At 72.8% G+C, this 21,737-nt stretch carries 24 protein-coding genes and 2 pseudogenes; 13 read left to right on the forward strand and 13 right to left on the reverse strand.

What is annotated here, in order from left to right; genetic code table 11:
- A pseudogene (locus ACFVUY_RS22875) lies at positions 1–253 on the reverse strand (transposase family protein); the annotation flags it as partial.
- A 181-nt stretch (positions 254–434) separates the two neighbouring features.
- Complete coding sequence (locus ACFVUY_RS22880; protein ID WP_387732594.1) at positions 435–1,076, reverse strand: hypothetical protein; 642 nt, start codon at positions 1,074–1,076, stop codon at positions 435–437.
- Between the two features lie 365 nt (positions 1,077–1,441).
- Here ACFVUY_RS22880 and ACFVUY_RS22885 point away from each other — a divergent pair, with 365 nt between their 5' ends.
- The 3 genes from ACFVUY_RS22885 (at position 1,442) to ACFVUY_RS22895 (ending at position 3,708) form a co-directional block, all read left to right on the forward strand.
- Positions 1,442–1,783 carry a PadR family transcriptional regulator gene (locus ACFVUY_RS22885; protein ID WP_387732596.1) on the forward strand — a complete coding sequence of 114 codons (342 nt, stop codon included), beginning with the start codon at positions 1,442–1,444 and terminating at the stop codon, positions 1,781–1,783.
- Positions 1,780–2,739 carry a hypothetical protein gene (locus ACFVUY_RS22890; protein ID WP_387732599.1) on the forward strand — a complete coding sequence of 320 codons (960 nt, stop codon included), beginning with the start codon at positions 1,780–1,782 and terminating at the stop codon, positions 2,737–2,739. The genes ACFVUY_RS22885 and ACFVUY_RS22890 overlap by 4 nt, the downstream gene beginning before the upstream one ends.
- 84 nt (positions 2,740–2,823) lie before the next feature.
- Positions 2,824–3,708: a phosphatase PAP2 family protein gene (locus ACFVUY_RS22895; RefSeq protein ID WP_387732601.1), complete on the forward strand. Its 885-nt coding sequence runs from the start codon at positions 2,824–2,826 to the stop codon at positions 3,706–3,708.
- A gap of 260 nt (positions 3,709–3,968) precedes the next feature.
- Here ACFVUY_RS22895 and ACFVUY_RS22900 read toward each other — a convergent pair whose 3' ends face one another.
- Together ACFVUY_RS22900 and ACFVUY_RS22905 are read right to left on the reverse strand one after the other, a co-directional pair.
- Positions 3,969–4,250, reverse strand: a complete 282-nt coding sequence (locus ACFVUY_RS22900; RefSeq protein WP_387732604.1) for a hypothetical protein — start codon at positions 4,248–4,250, stop codon at positions 3,969–3,971.
- 62 nt (positions 4,251–4,312) lie between these two features.
- Entirely contained in the window at positions 4,313–4,882 is a 570-nt protein-coding gene (locus ACFVUY_RS22905) for a hypothetical protein (RefSeq protein ID WP_387687446.1), read from the reverse strand.
- Positions 4,883–5,140: 258 nt separating this feature from the next.
- On the opposite strand from ACFVUY_RS22905, the gene ACFVUY_RS22910 reads away from it, so the two are divergent.
- Positions 5,141–5,404 (forward strand): hypothetical protein, encoded by a 264-nt coding sequence (locus ACFVUY_RS22910; protein WP_387732607.1) that lies wholly within the window; start codon positions 5,141–5,143, stop codon positions 5,402–5,404.
- Between the two features lie 57 nt (positions 5,405–5,461).
- Complete coding sequence (locus tag ACFVUY_RS22915) at positions 5,462–6,253, forward strand: hypothetical protein (RefSeq protein ID WP_387733002.1); 792 nt, start codon at positions 5,462–5,464, stop codon at positions 6,251–6,253.
- A gap of 65 nt (positions 6,254–6,318) precedes the next feature.
- Here the strand turns inward: ACFVUY_RS22915 and ACFVUY_RS22920 are convergent.
- Positions 6,319–6,428 (reverse strand): annotated as a pseudogene (locus ACFVUY_RS22920) (transposase); the annotation flags it as partial.
- Positions 6,429–6,835: 407 nt separating this feature from the next.
- On the opposite strand from ACFVUY_RS22920, the gene ACFVUY_RS22925 reads away from it, so the two are divergent.
- Positions 6,836–7,876, forward strand: a complete 1,041-nt coding sequence (locus ACFVUY_RS22925; protein WP_387732610.1) for a ferritin-like protein — start codon at positions 6,836–6,838, stop codon at positions 7,874–7,876.
- A gap of 251 nt (positions 7,877–8,127) precedes the next feature.
- On the opposite strand, the gene ACFVUY_RS22930 is transcribed toward ACFVUY_RS22925, so the two are convergent.
- A complete protein-coding gene (locus ACFVUY_RS22930; protein ID WP_387732612.1) occupies positions 8,128–8,631 on the reverse strand; it encodes a MarR family winged helix-turn-helix transcriptional regulator in 504 nt (167 codons plus the stop codon).
- An 85-nt stretch (positions 8,632–8,716) separates the two neighbouring features.
- Between ACFVUY_RS22930 and ACFVUY_RS22935 the strand changes: the two genes are divergently transcribed.
- Both ACFVUY_RS22935 and ACFVUY_RS22940 read left to right on the forward strand, forming a co-directional pair.
- Positions 8,717–9,223 (forward strand): cupin domain-containing protein, encoded by a 507-nt coding sequence (locus tag ACFVUY_RS22935; protein ID WP_063352400.1) that lies wholly within the window; start codon positions 8,717–8,719, stop codon positions 9,221–9,223.
- 44 nt (positions 9,224–9,267) lie between these two features.
- On the forward strand, positions 9,268–9,687 hold the full coding sequence (locus ACFVUY_RS22940; protein ID WP_387732614.1) for a RidA family protein: 420 nt from the start codon (positions 9,268–9,270) through the stop codon (positions 9,685–9,687).
- Positions 9,688–10,030: 343 nt separating this feature from the next.
- Here ACFVUY_RS22940 and ACFVUY_RS22945 read toward each other — a convergent pair whose 3' ends face one another.
- On the reverse strand, positions 10,031–10,942 hold the full coding sequence (locus ACFVUY_RS22945; RefSeq protein WP_387732617.1) for a LysR family transcriptional regulator ArgP: 912 nt from the start codon (positions 10,940–10,942) through the stop codon (positions 10,031–10,033).
- 67 nt (positions 10,943–11,009) lie between these two features.
- On the opposite strand from ACFVUY_RS22945, the gene ACFVUY_RS22950 reads away from it, so the two are divergent.
- Positions 11,010–11,627, forward strand: a complete 618-nt coding sequence (locus ACFVUY_RS22950; protein WP_387732619.1) for a LysE/ArgO family amino acid transporter — start codon at positions 11,010–11,012, stop codon at positions 11,625–11,627.
- A gap of 352 nt (positions 11,628–11,979) precedes the next feature.
- Here the strand turns inward: ACFVUY_RS22950 and ACFVUY_RS22955 are convergent, their stop codons facing one another.
- Together ACFVUY_RS22955 and ACFVUY_RS22960 are read right to left on the reverse strand one after the other, a co-directional pair.
- Positions 11,980–12,561: a tetratricopeptide repeat protein gene (locus tag ACFVUY_RS22955; RefSeq protein WP_387687464.1), complete on the reverse strand. Its 582-nt coding sequence runs from the start codon at positions 12,559–12,561 to the stop codon at positions 11,980–11,982.
- A 524-nt stretch (positions 12,562–13,085) separates the two neighbouring features.
- On the reverse strand, positions 13,086–13,913 hold the full coding sequence (locus tag ACFVUY_RS22960) for a nucleotidyltransferase domain-containing protein (protein WP_387732622.1): 828 nt from the start codon (positions 13,911–13,913) through the stop codon (positions 13,086–13,088).
- Positions 13,914–14,034: 121 nt separating this feature from the next.
- Between ACFVUY_RS22960 and ACFVUY_RS22965 the strand changes: the two genes are divergently transcribed.
- On the forward strand, positions 14,035–14,469 hold the full coding sequence (locus ACFVUY_RS22965) for a DUF4259 domain-containing protein (RefSeq protein WP_387732625.1): 435 nt from the start codon (positions 14,035–14,037) through the stop codon (positions 14,467–14,469).
- Between the two features lie 22 nt (positions 14,470–14,491).
- On the opposite strand, the gene ACFVUY_RS22970 is transcribed toward ACFVUY_RS22965, so the two are convergent.
- Positions 14,492–15,751 carry an MFS transporter gene (locus ACFVUY_RS22970; protein ID WP_387732628.1) on the reverse strand — a complete coding sequence of 420 codons (1,260 nt, stop codon included), beginning with the start codon at positions 15,749–15,751 and terminating at the stop codon, positions 14,492–14,494.
- 135 nt (positions 15,752–15,886) lie between these two features.
- On the opposite strand from ACFVUY_RS22970, the gene ACFVUY_RS22975 reads away from it, so the two are divergent.
- Both ACFVUY_RS22975 and ACFVUY_RS22980 read left to right on the forward strand, forming a co-directional pair.
- Complete coding sequence (locus ACFVUY_RS22975) at positions 15,887–16,330, forward strand: winged helix-turn-helix transcriptional regulator (RefSeq protein ID WP_387687474.1); 444 nt, start codon at positions 15,887–15,889, stop codon at positions 16,328–16,330.
- A 359-nt stretch (positions 16,331–16,689) separates the two neighbouring features.
- A complete protein-coding gene (locus ACFVUY_RS22980) occupies positions 16,690–18,030 on the forward strand; it encodes a streptophobe family protein (protein WP_387687477.1) in 1,341 nt (446 codons plus the stop codon).
- Positions 18,031–18,141: 111 nt separating this feature from the next.
- Here ACFVUY_RS22980 and ACFVUY_RS22985 read toward each other — a convergent pair whose 3' ends face one another.
- A complete protein-coding gene (locus ACFVUY_RS22985) occupies positions 18,142–18,648 on the reverse strand; it encodes a hypothetical protein (RefSeq protein WP_387687480.1) in 507 nt (168 codons plus the stop codon).
- Between the two features lie 75 nt (positions 18,649–18,723).
- The gene (locus ACFVUY_RS22990; protein ID WP_387687483.1) at positions 18,724–19,098 is read right to left on the reverse strand and encodes a DUF1304 domain-containing protein; all 375 of its coding nucleotides are present in this window, start codon (positions 19,096–19,098) and stop codon (positions 18,724–18,726) included.
- Between the two features lie 465 nt (positions 19,099–19,563).
- Between ACFVUY_RS22990 and ACFVUY_RS22995 the strand changes: the two genes are divergently transcribed.
- Positions 19,564–20,913 (forward strand): acyltransferase, encoded by a 1,350-nt coding sequence (locus ACFVUY_RS22995; protein WP_387732631.1) that lies wholly within the window; start codon positions 19,564–19,566, stop codon positions 20,911–20,913.
- Positions 20,914–20,947: 34 nt separating this feature from the next.
- On the opposite strand, the gene ACFVUY_RS23000 is transcribed toward ACFVUY_RS22995, so the two are convergent.
- Positions 20,948–21,736 (reverse strand): DUF3050 domain-containing protein, encoded by a 789-nt coding sequence (locus tag ACFVUY_RS23000; RefSeq protein ID WP_387732634.1) that lies wholly within the window; start codon positions 21,734–21,736, stop codon positions 20,948–20,950.
- Position 21,737 lies beyond the last annotated feature (1 nt).

The raw sequence follows: 21,737 nt of genomic DNA on the forward strand, positions 1-21,737 counted from the left end.
GGGCGAGGTTGTGCATATGGGCGACGGCCTGCACCACGTGGTGCAGGCCGTCGCCCTTCTGTCGACAGTCGCGGAGAATCTTGTAGACCTTCATGCGGGCGAAGGTGTGCTCGACGCGGGCGCGCACCCGGCGGTGTTCGGCGTTGTCCTCCTTCTGGGCCCGCTGGAGGGGACGGTCGGAACGTCTGCGAGGAGGGACGACGAGGCCGGTGTTCGGGTCGGCGCCGTCGGCGAGCACGGTTGCGTCCGCACACGTGGCGGGCACCACAGCCGCGCACCACCGGGCCCATTGCCACCCCGGCTCGCGGCACCACCCGCTCCCCTCGAACTGCCGCACCCGCAGACCCGTGAACGTCTCCACCAACACCGGCTCAGCCCGCAGCACCCCACCCATACGGGAGAAATGACCAGTCTCGGACCTTCCGTAACAAGCTTCAGAGCGCGCCGCCGAGGAGGACGCGGTAGACGATCGTGGCGCCGTCGGTGCTCACCTCGGTGCAGAGTTCACGGCGGTCGATCAGCCAGCCGTTCGCCTCGCACCGCTGCCGGGGCCGGAGCCCGTCGGCGGCCTGCGCCGTCGGCACGTCGGGCGGGCCCGCCAGGTAGAACGTGCGCCAGCAAGTGGCGCTGTGGCCGTTGCCGCAGCCCTGGCCGGTGCCGATGGTGGTGTAGCCGGGCGGCGGCTGCGGCACGGCCTTCGCGGACGGGACGTCCGCCTCGTGGAAGAACACGAGCGCCAGCAACGGGGTCGCGGTGAGGACAAGGGCCAGCTGGCCGTGGAAGGCGATGCCCACCGCCCGGGACCAGCCGACCGGGCGCCCGGCACGCGAGCCGGCGATCCCGCGCTCCAGCCACAGGCCGACCAGTACGGCCAGTTCGGCGAGCGGCGTGTACAGCAGGTACAGCTCGGCCTCGCTCCGCACCTGCAGCAGGTCGGACGCCACCGCGAGCACCAGCGCCAGCCAGAGCAGCAGCACGGCGGCAACGGGCACCCGCAGGGGCGTCGACCGGGCGCGCAGCACCCAGTGGACGAGCGGCAGCAGCGCGAACAACACCCCGACAACGGCCCACACCACGATCCGAACCCCTCCCCGTAGCGGGCGACGGCGCCCTGGAAAACCGGACGCCTGGCTACCGGCCCTCGGTTCCGGCACGCAGAAGGCCGCCGGACAGGTGGCGGAGGCCAGGAGCGGCAGCGCCGGCACGTCGTGCGGCAGGGTCTGACGGGCGGGCAGGCCCGGCTGGGCGGGGCCGTGATGGGCCGTGGCACGACGGGGGACGGGTGTGCATGGGTTGTGGGCATCCTTCGGTCATCGCTGCAGGGGAGCGGTCACGCCCGGGCTGCCGAAGACATCACCGACACGGCCCGCAGCGAGGCCTCCCACGTGGGCCGGGTGACTGCCGAACGCTATATATCGATGCTCGATATATGCTCGCGGGTGTGACGAGACAAAAGCCGCTCTTGACGGAACCTCAGTACTTCATCCTTGCCGCGCTCGTGGACGGGCCCCTGTACGGCTACGGCGTCATCAAAGCCGTCGAGCAGACCTCAGGCGGCCGGCTCAGGCTCGCTGTCGGCACGCTCTACGGTGCGCTGGAGCGGATGGAGCGGTCCGGGCTGGTGGCCACCGACCGCGAGGAGATCGTGGACGGCCGGGCACGGCGGTACTACCGGCTCACCGAGGACGGTGCCGACACGCTCCGGCGGGAGGCGCTGCGCATGGAGCAGGCAGCGGCCGTCGTCATCGGGCGCTCGCGGACAGCAGGGATCACCAGGGCATGAACCGTCTGCTGCTTGCCGCCTACCCCAGGGCATACCGCTCCCGGCAGGGGGAGGAACTGCTGGCCACGCTGGCAGAGGCGCACCCCGGCCGTTCCTGGCCCCCGCTGCGGGAGGCGGCCGCGCTGGTGCGCGGAGGGGTGCAGACCCGTGCCCGTGCCGCCGCCGACGACCCGGCCCGTCCGTGGTGGCTGGACGGCGCCCATCTGGCCGCCCTCGCACTCGCCGCCCTGGCGCTTGTGCCGTACCTGCAGGATGTGTGGGACTGGGCACTGCGCATCGATCCCGGCGGGCACGCCATCGGCTTCCGCTTCGCCGGCTGGTATCCGTGGGCGCAAGGCCCCGGCACGCAGACACGGATGCTGCCCTACGGCCTGCTCCCGCTGGCCTGCGTGGTCGCCCTGCTGCGCGGCAACCCGTGGATCGCGCTGCCGGCGTCGGCGGCAATGATCTACGCCGGTGCCACGGTCGGCAGCTCAACGATCTTCGGTGACGAGGGCCGGGTGGGCCCGGGCTACTACGGGCTGGCCGCCCCGATCCGGGCCCACGACCTGGCGCTCTCTGGAGCCCTGCTCCTGACATGCGCAGTCCTGACGGTCTGCCGTCCCGGCCGGCTGCGCCGCCGCTCGTACGGCTGGCTCGTACCGGTGGCGCTCGCCATGGCCGTCGCCGGAGGCCTGCACATCACTTCAGGCGATCCGTGGTTCCAGCGCGGCCAGCTCGCCGTCGAAGTCGCTGCGCTGGCCGTCGCGTGGGTAGCCACAGCCGCCACGGGTGACTACCGGTGGCTGATCCCCGTCGCCGCGTTCGCCATCGTCCGCACGCAGGCGATCGTCGTCCACCCGGACTGGCTCATGGAGTCCACGCCGAGCCTGGTCGTCCTCCTCGGCCTGATCATGCCCCTCCCAGCCCTGGCAATCGCCGCACAGAGCCGGCACAGCGGCACGCCCCACGGATGACAACGGCTTCCGCAGCCGGACGGCCCCAGGCAGTCCGGGGAGAAGACACGCGGCCGGACCGTTGTCCCACGGAAAGAGAAAGCATTGACTCAGCAAGATCGCCCGAGTCTGTCGACAATCCGGCCGGACGCCCCTGGACGGGCCCCTGGCCCTTCCCGGACGATACGGCCGTTTCTGACCAGCCGGGCTCAAGCGCTGCTGTTCCTCCTCGGGTTCACGGCGGTCTACCTGATCGCTGTCGCCACCCAGTTCGGGCAACTGGCGGAGAACTCGCTGATCAAGGGATATGCCGATAGCGCGTGGGTCTTCCAGTGGACCGGTCCATCTGACGGATGGGGCCCGCCGCTGCTGGTGCACAACTCGGCCATGCCGACCCTAGCCGCGGGCACAGTCCTGATCGTGGCCGTCGCCCTGGTGCGGCGGTGCTGGTGGCACGGCTGCGCGGCGATCAGCGTTGTGGTGGCCACGGTCGGAGGCACAGAGGCGTTCCGGGCCGTCCTGCCCCGTCCAGACCTGACAGGAGCTACGGAAGGACTCACCGGGACGAGCTTCCCCAGTGGTCACGTGGCCATCGCTGCCGGCCTGACCCTCGGCGCCGTACTCGTCGCCTCTCCGCGTGTGCGTCCCTACGTCGCCGCTGCCGGAATGCTGTGGCTCGCCTTCACCGCTGCCGCCGTCCAAGCCCTCTACTGGCACCGGCCCAGCGACGCGCTGGGAGCCACGCTCCTGGCCTGCGCCTGCTACAGCCTCGCGGCCCGACTGCTGCCAACCACCGCCGCGGCGGGCCCCAAGCGACGCCCTCGTGCACTGCCGGCCACCGCCCTCACCCTGTCAGCGGCCGGCGCGCTCGCCGCCAGCGCGCGGGAGGACTCCACCACACGCCCGCTGGCCTTCGCCACAGCGGCACTCCTGTGCTCGGCCCTGGTCTGGATCGCCGTAGCGGACCGCGGTCAACGGCGCGCAGCGTGACCGGCGCCCTCGGGCGGCGCTGCGGCCTGGTTGCGCCCGGCCCGCGCCGGCCGACCGGCGGTCAGGTGCCCACTGGCGGGGCGCGTTCGCGCTGGGCTCCGGTTCACACAGAGCGCTGTCGCGCTTGAACGCGCAGATCAGCAGGGCGTCGGGGTTGTCGAACAGGACGATGCCGTCGCGGGTGAGGTAGGCGCGGGCCTTGTTGACGAAGGTGCGGGGGCCGATGCGGCCTTCGAAGCGGGGCACGTGGGCGGCTGCAGTCAGAGCCCGCTGAGTGGCGGGCCGGAGATGTGCTCGCCTGCGGCGAGCCGGTCGCGCAGACGGGCGGCGGTGTCGGGGGCGGCGAGCGCGGTTTCGACGTCGAGGACGGTGTGGAAGCCACCGCGGCTTCGGGTGCCGTAGCGGCTGGAGGTGCGGACGTCCAGGACGGTGCGCATGTGGCCGTACCGGATGGCGAGGGCGACCAGGCCGACCTCGCCGTCGTCGAGGCAGCAGCACAGCCGCAGGCCAACGGCGTCCGTACCCGCTGTCCGACTGAGCACGTCGGCAGGGCCGGCGAGCGGGTCGCCGACGTGCCCGGCGGCGGGCGAGGGCTGTGCCCGGCTCAGCGCGACCAGTAGGTGTCCTCGATGTCCGGTCGCAGGGGCGACAGCGGACGGGCCCGGTCCGGGGCGTACGCGACGTCGCCGCCGCTGACGGACATGGTGAGGGTGACCGTCCGGTCCGGTTCCGGCGAGAGCGCGACCCAGACGGCGATTCCCTCCGAGGTTTCGGCGCTGAGGTAGTCCGGGCCCTCGTCCGGGGCGCTCGGGGTCCAGGCCGACGGTTTCTGCCGGAGGCCGCGCAGCCGCCACTCGGCCTCGATGCCGTCCCGCAGCTCCTGCCGATGGGACGCGTTGATCCTGGTACGGGCGGTGAACCGACGGTCGACGGTGGACAGCTTGCTCGGTGTGCCGTCCGGACGCGGCTCGTACTGGTTGACGGTACAGCCCCTGTCGCTCAGCACGAGGCCAGGGCTCAGGCCCCCCAACGTGTCACGGACGGTTCGCTCGCTGAGCGCCTGGAACTGCTCCGGGGTGTGGCGGACGATCTCGGGTCCGGGCTTGGACGCGTAGTCGTCGGCGCCGATGAACCACCATGCGGCGATCTGGAACGCGAACGTCACCCCGATCACGGCGACAATGATCGCCGCCACCACCAGAGCCGCCTTCACCAACGACTTGCCGAACAACCCCAACCCCCTGCCGTGCGTCGTACGGCCACCGTATGCGCGCGACCCGGTGCGGCTCCTGAGCATCCGTACTCAGAAAGGCCACCCGGTGCTGCCCGCCCTCAGCCGTAGTGGTGGAGCGGCCGGTGGCCGGCGGCCGGCGGCCGCTCCGAGCGGGACCGATGGGGGGAGTGGGCAGCGCGCGCTGGTGTACTCCTGGAGGTGTGGCGCTTCCGTTCCCTCTTCGTCTTCGTCTCCGTCTCCGTTGCCGCTCGCCGCGGCCCGCCGGTGTCGGGCGGCGATGTCCGGGTCGACTTCGACGCCGGTGATGTTGCCCTCGCCGAGGCGGTCGGTGCGGGCACGATCCTCACCGTGCATGTGCCCGCGCGGAAGCCAGGCTGCGAGGTGGCGGCCCGTCAGGACCTCGGGCCGGCAACCCGGTCGGGCGCCGCGTCAGGCCAAGGTATGGTCACCGCGAGGGGGTGATACCCCTGTGTGCGAAACAATGCATTCAGCTACGAACCCACGGGGGTCCTTGTGTCCATGGTTCGATCCACCGTCAGGATTCCGCTCGCGGTGGGCGCGGTCGCGATGGCCGCGGCCGTCGTCACGGGGTGCTCCTCCGGAACGTTGACCGCATCCGGCAAGCCGGCGGCCGTCACCGCCACCTCTGCCACGTCCCCGGGCACCGCCCCGGTGGATGTGCCGACGCTCCCTGCGTCCGGCGCCCCGGCGTTCGGCACTCCCAGCAGCACGCCGACCGGCCCTCCGCTCCTCACCGGGGTGGACCTGCGCGCGTCCCTGCCGACCGCCGCGGTGCTGCCCGCCGGGTGGACGATCAAGGGCAACGGCAACCAGGTCGACACCGGCACCACCATCAACGAGTACCGGGCCGACCCGCCGCAGATCGCGGAACCGTGCAACCAGATGCGTCTCGCCGGGACCATCTTCTCCCAGGGCTACAAGGTCTCGGGCGCGATGAACGAGGTCTACGACGGGGAGCACATGGTCCAGGTCTACCTGGCCGCCTACCGCCCCGGCGACGCCGCCAAACTGCTCAGCGACCTGAGGGCGTACGCGGAGCGCTGCAAGACCTTCACCGGGAAGAGCGTGGACGGTGCCCCGATCCCGATGACCGTGACGTTGCAGCCCGTGCCGGGGCTCGGTGCCGAGGCCTTCGACATGAAGCGGGTCCCCACCGGCCCGTACAGCACTTCGGAGATCGTGATGACCCGGATCGGCGACCGGGTGCTGTTCCTCAGCGGCGACGACATCCTGGGCCGACTGCCGAACATCATGCAGCTGGCGGTGCCGCTGGTGAAGACCATCAAGTAGGAGTCCCGGCCCCGCCCGCGCCACGGTGGCGGGGCGGGGACCCGCCACCACCCGGTGTTCGACCGGCCGCCCGCCGACCACCTCGATGACGGCCGTGAACCGTCTTCCAGCTGCCGAAGCGGGATGGCGGGGCCCGCCAGGGGAGGCCGGTCCACTGCCGGAACAGCATCCCGTTGGCCGGGCAAGAGCGACGCTCGACCTCGCCGTCCGGGGTTGCGAGGCCTTCACGGCAGCTGACGCGGCCGGTGATGATTCTTGGCACATGGGGCCACATGGATTCAGCCGCCGTCACATGGCGGATGTGGTGCCTGGTACTCAGGGATGGTGCGGTCGGACCGGTCGCCGGGCTTGAGGCCGCCGGCCGGCAGCGGCTGCGGCCCCCGGCGCCTGGTCCGGTACGCCGAAGAATCTTCACTCATCTGTCCGCTTTCGTCGCGGTCCACCCCGGGAACGATCGCATGCGCACTCAGCGGCGTGCCGAGTCGCACTGATGTGTCGCACTCGACCCCGGAGCTTCGTCGTGGACCTCCTCCACGTGGACCGGACCTGCCCGCCGCTTCCGCCGAACGAACGGGAACCGCCATGACCACCTTCGCCACCAAACCGATGTTGATCGCCGAACTGATGGAGATCCCAGCGGCCGATCACGACCTGAAGTGGATCAAGGACAGTCTGCAGTCCGCCATCGCTCTGGAGTTGTCGACCCTGCCGCCCTACCTGTGCGGTATGTGGTCCGTCAAGACCAAGGGCTCCGAGGCCGAGGCGCTGATCAAGGGCGTCGTCCACGACGAGATGTACCACATGGGGATGGCGTGCAACATGCTGTCGGCGATCGGTGGGACGCCGCACATCCTCGCTGCGGCCCCAACGTATCCGGGCAAGCTGCCGGGCAATGTGCGGCCGACGATCGATGTGTACCTCCAAGGGCTGACCCAGACGTACGTCCGGGAGGTCTTCATGGAGATCGAGATGCCCGAGAACCCGCTCGCACCCCTGCACGAGGAGTGGATCACGATCGGCAAGTTCTACGACGCGCTGCGGGACGCGTTCGACAACGTCGAACCATCCATCGGGCCGGGCCATCAGATGGAGACACAGATCGGCAGGAACAAGCTGGAGAAGTTCACCTCGGTCGACCGGATCACGAAGGCGATCGACGTGATCAAGGAGCAGGGAGAGGGCACCAGCCACCTCCCCGACGACCCCACCACCGACGGACGGCTGGCCCACTACTACGGCTTCGGCCAGATCTGGAAGGGGCACAGGCTGGTACCCACGCCCACCGGCCCCACACCGTACGACTGGGTCGGGGACCCGGTCCCCTTCCCCGAGACGTACCCCATGGGCAGGCTCACGGCGGAGTGCTGGCCCAACCCCCCGGAGAAGGTGCAGGGACTCCTCACCGCCTTCAACGGCAAGTACACCGAGATGCTCAGCCTCCTGGAGAAGGCATGGCGGGACGGAGACAACGCCGCGCTGGGCCAGTCGATCGTCGCGATGTTCGCGCTGAAACCGGCCGCGCAGGAGTTGATGGCCGAACCCCTGCGGGATGACAGCACGCATGTGTACGGGCCCGAGTTCCTCGTCCACCCCACCGACCCCGGCCACCCCAAGCACGGCTGACGGACGGGGGCGCCGGCTGGGCAACCCGATCGCCGCCCGGCCGACGGCCGCGGTCGCGGCCGTGGCGGAACCGGCGGAGGCGCCGCGCCGGGCCGCGGGGGAAGCGGAGTACGTCAAGGTGCGGTAGTCGTCACGGACGGCACACTGCGCCGGGTGTCGGCCGCCGTACGCGTTCCCCGCGTACGGCGGCCGACGGCGTTCCGGAGCGGTCGCGGGTGGCTGGACCTCGGGCGGGGCGTGGGGCGGGGCTGTCAGGGCGCCGGGCTCTCCGCGCCCTCGACGTCGGCGAGCAGTTTGCGCAGGAGCCCGTCCAGGGTGGCCCGTTCCTCGCCCGAGAGGGCGGAGAGCAGCGCGGTCTCGTTGGCCGCGTGGTCGGTGAAGGCGGCGTCCACGAGGGCGCGTCCGGCCGCGGTGAGGGCGATGCGGACGCTGCGCCGGTCCGCCGGGTCGGTACTGCGTTCCACCAGGCCCGCCGATTCCAGCCGGTCGATCCGGCTGGTCATGCCGGCCCGCGACATCAGCAGCAGCGCGGCGAGTTCGGAGGGCATCAGTTCGTACGGCGCGCCGGAGCGGCGCAGGGTGGCGAGGACGTCGAACTCGCCGCGCTGGAGGCCGTGTTGCTTGAACACCTCTTCGACGACCCGGCCCGCGAGCAGCGCGAGGCGGCCGAGGCGGCCGACGGTGCCGACCGCCGCCAGGTCGAGGTCCGGGCGCTCCCGGCTCCACTGGTCGAGCATGACGTCCACGTGATCCATGGGGGCATATTATTCGATGGGAGATAGTTAGACGTAGTACTATCAGCCATGGAACTATCGGAACGCTCGCTGTGGGGAGAGGCCAATGACGTTGATCGGACCGGAAGCCGTGGTGGTGCGGGGCGACGAAGCCGAGACCGTCGGAATGCTCGGCGGCAAGGGGCGGCTGCTGGCGGACTCCAGCGCCACCGGCGGCGCCCTGAGCACCCTGCGCGTCACGCTGGGGCGCGGCAAGGACGGCGCCACTCCGCACTACCACGGGGGCTCCTCGGAGCTGTTCTTCGTCGTCGACGGCTCGGCCCAGGTGCTGGTCGGGAACGAGGTGGTCACCGCCCGCAGCGGCGACCTCGTGGTGGTGCCGCCCCATCTGCCGCACGCCTTCGCGGCGGCGCCGGACTCCGGGGCCGACCTGCTGATCGTGATAACCCCCGGGGTGGAGCGCTTCGACTACTTCCGCCTGCTGGAGCGCATCCGCGCGGGCGAGGCGACGGTCGAGGAACTGCTCGCCAAGCAGGACCTCTTCGACAACCACTTCCTGGAGTCGCCGAGTTGGCGCGACGCCCGGGAGGAAGCCGCCCGGTCCGAGCCGTAGACCGCCCGGCACCGAGCCCGGCCCGACACCAGGGAAGGAACCCCATGACCGACACCCGCACCATCACCAACCCGCCCGGCCTGCACGACCCGACGCCGTTCGGCTACAGCCACGCCGCCTCCGCACCCGGCGAACCGGTGTTCATCGGCGGCCAGTACGCCTCCGACGCCACCGGCCAGGTCGTGCCCGGTGACTTCGCCGCCCAGGTGGAGCTCGCCCTCGCCAACCTGCGCATCGCGCTCGCCGGGGTCGGCCTCGGCTTCGAGCACGTCGTCCGGCTCGGCTCGTACATCGTCGACCACGACCCGGAGAAGCTGGCCGTCCTCGGCAAGGCCCTGGCCGGGGCCTGGGGCGACCGGCTGCCCGCGCAGACGCTCAGCGGGGTCGCCTCGCTCGCCCTGCCGGGGATGCTCTTCGAGATCGACGCGGTCGCCGTCCGGCCGACGGCGGGGGCGGCGGGCTGACCCACCCACGCGCAGGGGTCCCACCGGCCGGTGGGACCCCTCGCCGTACCGCGGCCCTTCGAGCCGGCGCGGACCGCTCGCACGGCCCGGGTCGCCGCGCACAGCCGTCGCTCCACGGTGTCGGGCCGTCGCCGAGGAACAGCACCCGCAGGAACGGGCCCTCGTCGGTGGCGGCCGTGTCGAGGATCTGGAGCAGGGCCGTCAGCCCGCGGACCGGCTCGTCGACGAGCACGGCCTCGGCCCCGCCCACCAGAATCGGCAGCCCGGCCGGATCCGGCCGCCGGGGCGGGTGGCGGGCGTCGGTGAAGCATCCCTCGAAGGCGTCCCGGTTGTGCCCGCCCACCTAGCGCAGGGCGCGCTCCGCTTCCGCCGCCACCGCCGCGGCGACAGCTGCCAGTGCGGGCGAGTCGAGGCGCCACTGCTGCCAGTAGAGCGGAAGCTCGACGGTGCGGCCCGGAAGGAACTGGACCAGCGCGCCTCCGTGCAGCCGGGGCTCGGCCTGACCGTGCGGGACCAGGCCCCAGCCGAGGCCGGCGGCCACGGCATCGGCGAAGCCCTCACTGGACGGGACGTAGTGCCGCCGGCAGCTCGCTCCCCGACCACCCGTCAGTTCGCGGGCGAAAACGTCCTGCAGCTCGTCACGGCGGTCAAAGCAGACCACCGGGGCGTCCGGAAGCAGCAGGGCCGCGTCGCCGTCGAGCCAGCGGGCGGCGAACTGCGGCGTGGCCACCGGGAGGTAGACCATCGCGCCGAGCCGCCGCACCGAGCAGCCGGCCACCGGCTGCGGTGAGGAGGTGACCGCCGCCATCACCTCGCCCGCGCGCAGCAGGGTGGTCGTGTGCGCCTCGTCCTCGCGGCGCAGGTCGACGTGGATCCGAGCGTCCTGCGCGAGGGAGGTCAGCGCGGGAACGAACCAGGTCGCCAGCGAGTCCGCGTTGACCGCGATCGGAAGCCAGGAGGGGCCCGACGGCCCGGCACCCTCTTCGCCCCCGGGCATCCCGAGCGCCTCGCGCGCGTCCCCCTCCAGGCGGGCGAGCTGACGGGCGTAGCGCACCACGACCTGCCCGGACTCGGTCGGCCTCACCGGCCGGGAACGGGTCAGCAGTACCCGCCCGGTGCGCTGCTCCAGCGCCTTGATCCGCTGGCTCACCGCCGAAGGCGTCACGTGCAGGGCCGCCGCGGCGGCGTCGAAGGTGCCCTCGTCGACCACCGCGAGCAGGGTCCGGACCAGGTCGTGGGGCAGCTCAGCCTTCATGGCTGCTAAGGATACGTAAAAATCTTTAGCTGGTCTTGTGTCGCGCCGCCTGCCTACCGTTGCGGCCATGGGAAGCACGCTCACCGCCACCGCCACCGCCGCCGGCTTCGGGGCCGGCCTGTCACTCATCGTCGCGATCGGGGCGCAGAACGCCTTCGTCCTACGCCAGGGCGTCCGCCGAGAAGCCGTCGTGCCGGTGGTCGCGATCTGCGCGGCCTCCGACGCGGCACTCATCGCCTGCGGCGTGGGCGGGCTCGGCGCACTGATCACGGCATGGCCGACGGCACTGACGGCGGTGCGCGCGATCGGCGCGGCCTTCCTCCTCTGCTACGCCGTGATCGCCGCGCGCCGCGTCTTCCGAGCCTCCAGCCTGGAAGGCGGCGGACCAACGGTCCACTCCGGCCGCCGCGCGGTACTCAGCTGCCTCGCGATGACCTGGCTCAACCCCCACGTCTACCTCGACACGGTGCTCCTGCTCGGCGCCATCGCGGCCACCCACGGCACGCTGCGCTGGCAGTTCGCGCTCGGCGCCGCGCTGGCCAGCCTGTGCTGGTTCGCCGCACTGGGGTTCGGCGCCCGCCTGCTCACCGGATTCTTCCGCCGCCCCTCGTCCTGGCGCGTCCTGGACGCCCTGGTCGCAACGACGATGCTGTTCACCGGCCTGTCCCTGGCCGCGGGTGCCTGACCGGTTCGAATCCGGAGCCCTGCGCGCGCGGGGCGATGTACCCGGCCCTGGCCGGTTGCCGAAGCAGCCGGTCGGAGTCGCTGGCGTGGCGCTGGGCAATGGCGGGGAGCGCGGCGATGACCAGCCTTTTGATCACGACCTGGCGGTCCTCTTCGGTGGCGGCCCACCTCACGACTCCCACACGTCGGGATCCGCGCCGTAGCTCACGAGGTGTCTGTTGGCGGCGCGGGTGCACGCGCTGGTGTGCGGCGAGCTCGTGCACAGCGTGCCGGAGGGTCGGGAAGTCCTCTGCCCGTCGCTCCGGGGTCGGGGCCGTGGTGCGGGACTGGAGCCATGCGGTCCACCGATCGCTTCAACGGCGCGGATCCGCGCCGTCTGCCGCCGAGGCGTCGGCCCGGCCGGCCAGCAGCTCCACCCTGTCGAGTGCGGCCTGCGTGGACTCGATCAGCTCGCGGTCCCCCTTGGTGATCCGCAGCCGCATGGCTTCTTGCAGATGCCTCCGGGCGTCCGCGAGGTCGCCGCGCTCCATCAGGTGCTTGCCGGTGTGCTGGAGCGCGAAGTCCAGGAGTTCCGGGTGCCGGCTTCGTGCGCTGGTCAGCGCGCTGCGGTAGAGCGCGTCCGCGGTCTGCACGTCGCCGGCGTAGCGGTGCGCGTCGGCGAGGTTGAGTGCGGTGGCGACGACGGCCCGGGTGTTGCCCATCACTGCGGCAAGGTCGAGCGACTGCCGGAGGCTCGTCCGGGCTTCCTCGTGGTCGCCCAGGCACATCCGGCCGATGCCGATCCACCTGGTCAGGAGGCGGACACGAGCGGGGTCGGTCTCCTCGGGCAGGGCCCGCAGTTCCTCGTGGAGCCGGCCGACCGCGCTGGTCAGCTCGTCGCGGTCGGTGGGGACCATCCGCAGGTCGGCGTCGTGGGTGATGAGGTGATCCAGCATTGGCCCTCCGTCGTTCGGTTCTGCGCGTCTTGGCTACAGCTGGTCGGTCTGATGGTGCACAGGCCGGCCAGCAACTCCACGCCGTGGGGGGGAGAAGTGCTCACGCAGGAGTTCGAGTTCGCGCATGAGGCGGCACACGGCGGGCAGGCCCTCGTCGTAGGCGCTTCGGACGCTCGCGCGCACGTCGGGCGATCAGCGGTGCGACCGGGTGTGGCACCCCCCGACGAAGGGTCAGGGCCTCAGCGCCACCGAGGCCGAGAAGACTGCGCTGAACGAGATGCTCGACACCTGGGCGTAGCCGTCGAGCGGGCCTGCCGGGAGCCTAGGCCCTCTCTTTCGGATCACGCCAGGCGGTCGCCGCCGGAGCACGCACCTCGCCGGCTTGTCGTCGGTCGCCGATGCTCCGCATGGACTCCCTCCTCCGCACCGCCGATGCACGCACTCCAACGACGCCCACCGGTCCGACGTGATCCGAAAGAGAGGGCCTAGGGGCAGGCGGCAGGCCCGGTTGAGTTCCGGCGTCGTCAGGGGCGGGGCGCCTTCACGCCGTGGACGGCGGCGTACTCGGCGGCGAGCCAGGGGCCGAAGTCGTCGACGAGCACGGTGAGGGCGGCCCGGTCGGCGGTGGTGGCGGCGGCGCGGGCGACGGTGACGGCCAGGCGCGCCTGGGCGGCCCGCTCGGGGTAGTAGCCGGCGAAGACCTCGGCGGAGGCGGCGAGGTCGCTGGTCCAGCCGCCCCAGCGGGGCATGACCAGGGTGAGGCAGGTGCGGACGAGATGGCGGGAGACGGCGCGGGCGAGGCGGCGCAGTTCGGCCTCGGGGTCGGCGGCGGTGTCGGCGGCGGCCAGGCGTTCGCGCCAGCGCGGCAGGAACAGGGCGAGGTCGCCGTTGGTCTCCCGGGCGAGAAGCGGGGTGGGGCGGTAGCGGGGGAGCCGGGCGGCGAGGTCCTCGCCGAGCAGCGGGGTGCAGAGGCAGGCGACGAACCAGCCGAGGTCGTGGCGTTCGAGCTCGCTCAGCAGGGTGTCCGTGCCGGCGAGCACCACGCCGACCCCGTTCACCTGCGCGAACTCGCCGTCGAGCGCGGCTTCGAGGGCGTCCGCCCCGGCCCGGTCCGCGGCGGTGGGCTCGTGGTGCAGGGCGAGCAGCAGGTCGAGGTCGGAGACGCCGGGGGTCGCGGTGCCGCGCGGGACACTGCCGTAGAGGTAGGCGCTGTGCAGCCGGTCGGGGCCGAAGGCCGCGGCGATCCGCTCGCGGGCGGCGGAGACCACCGGCGCGAACGCGGGCGGCACGCGGTCCAGCGAGCCCTCCCGTGCGATGCAGCCGTCCCGGTCCAGTCCCTGAGTGGTGGTCATGGGGGTACCCTGCCCCACTCCCACCCGTGGTGACCAGCGATTATTCGGCGGCCCGGCGGATTGTCAGTGGGGCGTGCAAGCATGCGACGCACACGAACACGAGAGGTGTGAGGGGATCGGCATGGGCACCTGGGACATCGGGCACTTCGACAACGACTCGGCGGCGGACTTCGGCGGCGGTCTGGACGACGCGGCGCCGGGCGAGCGCGAGGCGCTGCTCCGGTCCGCGCTGCTGTGCGCCGTCGGGGCGGAGGAGTTCCTGGATTCCGACGAGGCGGTGGAGGCGGTCGCCGCCGCCGCGCTGGTGGCGGCGCAGTGCCCGGGCGGGGCGGCGGTGACCACGGCCTACTGGCCGAAGGAGCCGATACCGCCGCTCGCCGCCGAGCTGCGCCCGCTCGCGGTGGCGGCGCTCGACCGGGCGGTGGCGGAGGAGTCGGAGCTCGCGGAGCTGTGGGACGAGACGGAGAGCAGTCCGGCCTGGCGCGAGGGCATCCGGGAGCTGCGGGCGGTCCTGGCCGCGGCGTCGTCGGAGGACGCGCCGGTGGCCGGGAGCTGAGCGGGCCCGGGGCGATCGGCCGTCACGTGCGGGCCGCCGTCCACCAGTAGCCGAGCGCGGCGAGGCTGGTGGCGGCGCCGAGCAGGCAGACGGCCGTCCAGCCGCCGTGGTCGTAGACGACGGTGGACAGGATCGCGCCCGCGCCGCACCCGGCGGAGTAGAGCAGCATGTAGCCGGCGGTCAGGCGGCTCCGCGCCTCGGGGCGGAGCTGGTAGAGCAGGTGCTGGTTGGCGACGTGGAGGGACTGCAGGCCGTAGTCGATCACCACCATGGCGAGCACCAGCCACCAGACCGAGTGCGGCAGCAGTGCGGCCGGGAGCCAGCCGACCAGCATGGCCACCAGGCCGATTCCGGCGGTGCGTTCGGCCCGGCCGCGGTCGGCCTGACGGCCGGCGTACCCGGCTCCGAGTGCTCCGGCGGCGCCGGCGAGGCCGAAGAGCCCGATCTGGGTGTGGCTGAGGTTGAACGGCGGTGCGGCGAGCGGGAGCACCATCGGGGTGAGCAGCACGGTGACGGAGGTGAAGCCGAGCAGGGCGAGGACGGCCCGGGTGCGGAGCACGCGCTCCTGGGCGAAGAGCGCGAACACCGAGCCGACCAGGCGCGGGTAGCCGATCCGCTCGGTCGTGCGGTGCCGTTCGGAGGGGACGGCGGCCGCGACGGCGAGGGCCATGGCGGCGGTCGCGACGGCGGAGACGAGGTAGACGGCCCGCCAGCCGGCCAGGTCGCCGATGGTTCCGGCGACGGTTCGGGCGAGCAGGATGCCGATCACGATGCCGCTGGTCACGGTGCCGACCACCCGGCCCTGGTCGGCCGGAGCGGCGAGTTGGGCGGAGTGGGCGACGACCACCTGGGCGACGACCGCGAGGACGCCGACGGCGGCCATCGCGGCGAGCAGCAGCGGAGCGGAGGGGGCGAGTGCGACGGCGAGGAGGGCGAGGACGGACAGGCCGAGCTGGGAGGTGATCAGGGTGCGGCGGTTGACGAGGTCGCCGAGCGGAACGAGCAGCAGCAGGCCCAGGGCGTAGCCCGTCTGGGTGAGGGTGCCGACCAGGCCGATGGTCGCCGGGTCGATGCCGTAGTCCCGGGCGATCAGGTCGAGCAGTGGCTGCGAGTAGTAGACGTTGGCCACGGCGAGGCCGCAGGCGACGGAGAGCAGCCAGGCGACGGCGGGTGACAGGCCGCGCGACGGGGCTCCGCCGGGGATGCCTGGCGTGGCGGCAGTGTCGGCCGCGGCAGCCATGTCGGCCGGGGTGGAGGCGGTTGTGCGGGCGGGCGAGGTCATGGGCGGGGCTCCCTCGGACGGCACGGTGGTTTCAAAGTGCTACCGCGACACCATGGCATAGCCTGGTTTTAATAAGCAACCACGTCCTGGTCGGTAGGCTGGGCGCCGACCGGTGAGGGCTGAGAGGTGGGAGAAGTGCCGAAACGCACCACGCACGAGGAATCGGCCTGTCCGGTCGCTCGTCCGCTCGACGTCGTCGGCGACGGCTGGACGCTGCTGATCGTCCGTGACGCCTTCGACGGGCTGAGCCGCTTCGGGCAGTTCCAGCGGAACCTCGGCCTGGCCAAGAACATCCTGTCGACCCGCCTGGCCAACCTGGTCGCCAACGGCGTGTTCGACCTCGCGCCGGCCGCCGACGGCAGCCCGTACCAGGAGTACGTGCTCACGGAAAAGGGCCGCGCGCTGTTCCCGGTGATCACGGCGCTGCGCCAGTGGGGCGACCAGTGGTTCTTCGAGCAGGGCGAGCCCCGGGCGCGACTGGTGGACCGTGATTCCGGCGCGCCCGTCGCGCCGGTCGAGGTGCACGCGGCGGACGGTCGGGTGCTGGGCCCCGAGGACACAAGGGTGCTGCTGCCCTGACGTGCGCGGCCGTCATCGGACGGGCGGCGGCCAGAGGAGGGGATTGGGCGGGCGCCGGGTCGGCTCGCCGTTTCGCGGGCGGCCGGGCCGGGCGCGTTCGGCTCGGCGGGCCCTGTCGTTGGCCTCCGGCCGCTCCCGCTGCCCCGTTCGCCGCTCCCGCTGTCCCGTGCGCCACGCCCGCCGCCCCGTCCGTCGCAACAGCAGGTGTGCGGAGCGTCGCCGAGCGTGCCCACCGGTCGTCGGTCACCCTGGAAACCTCACCGGGCGTCGGCCGGGCGCCGGCCGGGAGTTCGATCGGGCCGATCGAGCCCAGGCCCGCCCCGGGCCCCGGAGCGGCCCGCGAGCGACGAGGAGGCGACATGCAGCAGCCCACCACCCGGGTCGCGGGCCCGCCCGGCGCCGTACGCGGCTGGCTGGAGGCGCTCGCCGTAGTGCTGGCCGGACTCGCCGCGATGGCCGCGGTGGCCGCGCTCGGCCTCTGGCTGGCCGGCGCCGACGACCTCCCGGACGGCGGCTTCCCCGCCGTGCTGGCCGCGACGCTCGCGCTCGCGGTCGGGGGAACCGTCCGACTCGACGGCGGCGCGGGAGACTTCGCGGCCGTCGGGGCCGGGATCAGCGCGATGCCGCTGAGTGTTTCGGTGGCCGGAGCGGTCGCGATGGCCGAGGTGTTCCTGCGCGGGCTGCGCTTCCGTGCGGTCGCGAGCGGCGGTGAACTGCTCGGGCGGATCGGCCGGACGGCGCTGCTCTGGGCGCTCGCCCTGGTGCTGCTGACCCTCGGCGCCCGGCACAGCTTCGTCGTCCCGCTCGGCGGTGACCTGGCGGAGTCGATCGGCGGAGCGCTCGGGCTGACCCCGGAGGTCGGCTTCCACGCGGACGGCCCGACCACCGTCGGCATCGGGCTGGCCTGGCTGCTGCTGGTGCTCGCGCTCACCTTCGCGGTGTCCCGGCGGGCCCCGCTGCCGCCCGCGCTGGTGCGCCACCAACTCGCCGTCCGCCCGGCCGCCTCGGCGCTCTGGCTGGTCCTGCTGGCGTACCTGGCGATCGGTGCGGTGGCCGGGGTGCTGACCGCGATCGTGCACGGCGACGCCCGGCAGACCCTGGCCGTGGTGCTGCTCGCGCTGCCGAACCTGGCCTGGCCGGCCTTCGGTCTGGGGCTCGGGGCCGAGTGGCACGGTCGGCTGGTCGGCACGCTCGGCCTGCCCGTCCCCAAGGCGCTCAGCGCCGTGCTGCGCGCCCCCGAAGGCGGGCAGGCGACCGTCGACCTCGGCACCCTCGCCGAGCAGGGTGCCGCCAGCTGGTGGCTGCTGCCGCTGGCCGCCGTCCTGCTGCTCGCGGCCGCCTTCCTGGCGGCCCGCCGTGCGCCGCGCACCGTCCGGCTCCGACAGCACGCCGTCCGGTTCGCGCTCGCCACCGCCGTCACCATGCTGCTGGTGGGTCTGTGGAGCCGGGTGGACGCCGCCTACGGGCTCTCCGTGCTCGGCGTCGGCCTCGGCCAGGGTGGTCTGGGCGACCTGCTGGGCGCCGTGCTCGGCGCCGACAACCCGCTGGCCGCGTTGGGTGGCGGCAGCCTCACCCTGCGCCCGGTGCTGTGGACGGCGGTGCCGCTCGCGGCGGGCTGGGGTCTGCTGACCGGTGCGCTCGGCGCCCTGCTCGCCACCAGGGTGCGACACCGCGGCGAGCTGCCGGCGGATCCGCGGTGAGAGGCGCCGGGCGAGGAGCGCGGAAGCGAGGGACGGCGATCTCGGCGGCGAGGGGGCGCAGGGTGAGGTGAGGAGGCGCGGGGTGAGGGGTGAGGGGCTGCGCGGACCGGCTCAGAACAGCCGGTGGCCCTGCACCCACATGGTCTTCCGCCCGTCGGTCCGGATCAGCCGCAGCTTCTTGATGCCGTCGTGCACGCTCGCGCTGAACAGCAGCGAGGGGCCGACGATCACGCCCGCGGCGGCCAGGGCGAAGAGCATGCCGATGTTGTCGACCGCCTGGTCGTCGCCCTCCTCGACGGTTTGGCCGCCCAGCTGGATCAGCAGGGGGACGGTGACCAGCAGCGAGAGCACCAGCAGCCAGCCCAGCGCCTGGTGGACCCGCCGCTTGACCCGCGCCCTGGTGGCGGTCTCCACCCGGACGGAGAAGGAGCGCCGGCAGCGCGGGCAGATGACGCCGATCTCCCGGCCGCCGCCGGTGGGCCGGGGCGAGCCGCCCTCCGGCAGGTGGGCGATGCTCCAGTTGACCCTCGTCACGGCGGACTGGTGCTCGACGCTCACCCGGCAGCCGAGGCTGACGACGTACCGGTCGCTGATCGGGATCCTGACCACTGCTGCCACCCCCAGCCTCCGCGACCGTCGCGGGGTAGGCGGATCGTAGCCCTTCCGGAGGGCCTCGAAACCACTGATGAGGCGTCAGAAAGCCTCGGCCAGAAGGATGATGGCCGCCGGGACGGCCTGACCGAGTGCGCCGCGCCACAGCTTCGGTTCCGAGGCGAACAGGGTGATCCCGCCCGCGACCATGAACGCGGCGACGTAGAGCACCACCGGTCGCCCGGCCCCCGGGTGCCCGGCGTGCAGCAGGACCAGTCCGGCGACCAGGCCGAGTGCCAGGAACAGGTTGTAGAAGCCCACGTTGACGCGCCAGAGCCGGACCTCCGGGGCGTCCGCCGTGCTGCCGGTCAGTACGCGGCGCACCCGTGGGTGCCCGTACAGGAAGCTCTCCAGCGGCCACACGATCAGGTGGATCGCCGCGGCGACCACGGCGAAGACCTGGCTCACGGCGTTCATGGCGGGCGGCTCCCTCCTGGCGGGGCGGCGGAGGCGGGTGGGCGGTGACGGTGGCTGGACGGTGACGCCGGGCAGCCGGAATGGCCGGAGCGGCCGGATCGGCCCGGACGGGCGGCCGCGGCACCGTGGGCGGGCCGTTGCTCGCGCAGCGCCGGCGGCGGGTCGTCGAGGTGGGCCCGGGCCGGTCCGATCGGGGGCGATCCGGTGCCGGTGACCCGTGCGAGGGGCGGTGCGGCGGGTGCGCCGGGTGCGCCGGGTGCGCCGGGTGCGCCGGGGCGCTTTCCCATGGTGCGCATTCTATCGCCGGTGCGGTCGCCGCGGCGGTCGAAGAGCCGTTCCGGAGTGCGGGATTGGACTGGACCACTGCCTCCGCGCACCACTATCGTTCGGCGTGCCCGCGGATCGCGCGCCGCCGGAACGCATCGCGCGTCGCCGGAAGTCGTCGAGTGCTTCGGAATGGAACCCATGAGCATCTGGCCCCAGTTGCGAAGATCCAGGACCGTCCGGGCCGGGCAGGCCACCGGCCGGGTGCTGCGCTGCGGCCTGATGGACACCATGCTCGCCGACCTCGCCGTCTCGGTCGCGCTCTGCTTCGAGCACCCGCTGGACGACGACCGGCTCGCCGCCGGGCTGGCCCGTGCGCTGGAGCGGGTGCCGGTCTTCGCCGGACGCCTGCGCACCGTCGAGGGCGTCCTGGAGGCGGTCTGCGACGACACCGGCGTGCCGTTCGAGGTCTACACCGTGGAGGGCACGCTCGCCGAGGCGATGGGCCGGGTGACGGCGCCCGGCTCCGAACTGGTCGCCCCGCTGGACGCCCGCGCCGCGCGCGACGGCGGCGTCCCGCTGCTCACCGTACGGGTGACCCGCACGGCCGACGGCGGCACGGTGCTCGGCTGCTCCTGGCACCACGCGATCGGCGACCTGCACAGCTTCATGCTGCTGCTGCGGGCCTGGTCCGCTGCGGTCGAGGGGGAGCCGCTGCCCGAGGCCGAACTCGTCGACGACCAGGACGAGTTGCTGGCCGAGGTGCTCCCCGTCGAGGACTGCGGCCGGCCCGGCTTCCGACTGCCCTCGGCGGAGGAGGCGGAGCTGCTGGCCCGCGAGGTGGCGGCCGGGCCGCGCGCCAACCGGCTCGTCCAGATCGCCTTCACCGATGCCGAACTGGCGCGGATGTGCGAGGAGTTCGGTGCGGCGGCCGGGCGCCGGCTCTCCTCCGGGGACGTGCTCTGCGCCCACCTGCTGAGCACCCTGCGGGAGCTGGACGGGGACGAGGCCGAACGGATGCTGACGGTGCCGGTCAACGTGCGCCGCTGGCTGGGTCTGTCGCCCGCGCTGATGGGCAACCTGCTGAGCGAGGTCCATCTGCCGCACCGTCCCGAGGACGGGCCTGCGGTGCTGGCGGGCGCGCTGCGCACGGCGCTGGAGGAGTTCCCCGCCGCGCACCTCAACCTCCGCGCCAACCTGTGGTTCCTGGCGACCCTCGGCCGCGCGCGGCTGCGCGACTGCGTGCCGCTGGGCTTCGACCCGGCGGCACGCCGCTTCAGCTTCTCCAACTGGAGCGGCTTCGGCGCCTATGCGGTGGGCTTCCAGGGGAGGCGCCCGGTGCTCTTCAGTCCGGCCGCCAACTATCCGATTCCCTGGGTCTGCTGGACGGTGGAGGGGTTCCGCGGCGAGGGCCGGCTGGCCACCGTGGTGCTGCCGGCCCGGCTCGCCGCCCGGGTACGCGGGGCGGAGGGCCGGGCGGCGTTGCACCGCTACCGGCGGGCGGAGGATCGGCCGCCCGCGTCGGCGGCCGTCCTGCCCAAGGTGATCTAGGTGACCCAGGTGATCCGGGGTCTGTCCTGAAGGACTACTGGAAGGACTGCTCGATCGCCGTCCACAGGCCGAGCCGGGCGCGCAGCGCGGTGCGGACCGTCTCGGCGCAGGAGTCCCACTTGTCCTGGTCGTCGCCGCACAGGTCGATCAGCATCTGCATCGCCATCGGGGTGTGCTGCTCGCCGTCGACCTCGATGTGACGGGCCAGGTAGTCCTTGAAGACGGTGAGCGCGCCCTCGGGGTCGTCGATCCGGATGACCTGGGCGAACATGTCCGGGATCAGGTCCTCGCGGCCGAAGGCGAAGGCGGCGGCCCGGCAGTGCACCGGCGCGTTCTCCACGATCGACCAGGTGGTGGAGGTGAAGTCGAGGGCGGCCTGCGGAACTTCGGCCTTCTTCAGGGCCTCCGGAACGGTGCTGCCGGCGCCCAGCAGGGCCAGGAACTCCTCGATCGGGCGCGGGTCGGCACCGGCCAGCCGCATGCCCTCCACGTACAGCTCGAAGTGGCTGGTGTAGCCCTCGCCGAGCTCGTCGCTCTCCTCGACCAGGACGATCTCGTTGATCAGCCGGCGGCTGGCGGTCGGCCCGTTCGGGACCCACGGCACGTCCACACAGGTGAGGTCGCGCTGGAGGCTCTTGAGCAGCGACATGAAGTCCCAGACGGCGAAGACGTGGCTGCCGAGGAAGGTGCGGACGCGCTCGATGCCGGTGAGCGAGCGGTACACCGTGTGCTCGACGACCTCGCGGCGCAGCGGGTCGATGGCCTGCTGAAGGCTGCTCAGGCCGGGGTGCGAACGGTCCCAGTGGTAGCGGTTCGTGGACAAT

Source organism: Kitasatospora sp. NPDC058063, assembly GCF_042885395.1.
GTDB lineage: Bacteria > Actinomycetota > Actinomycetes > Streptomycetales > Streptomycetaceae > Kitasatospora > Kitasatospora lactacystinica.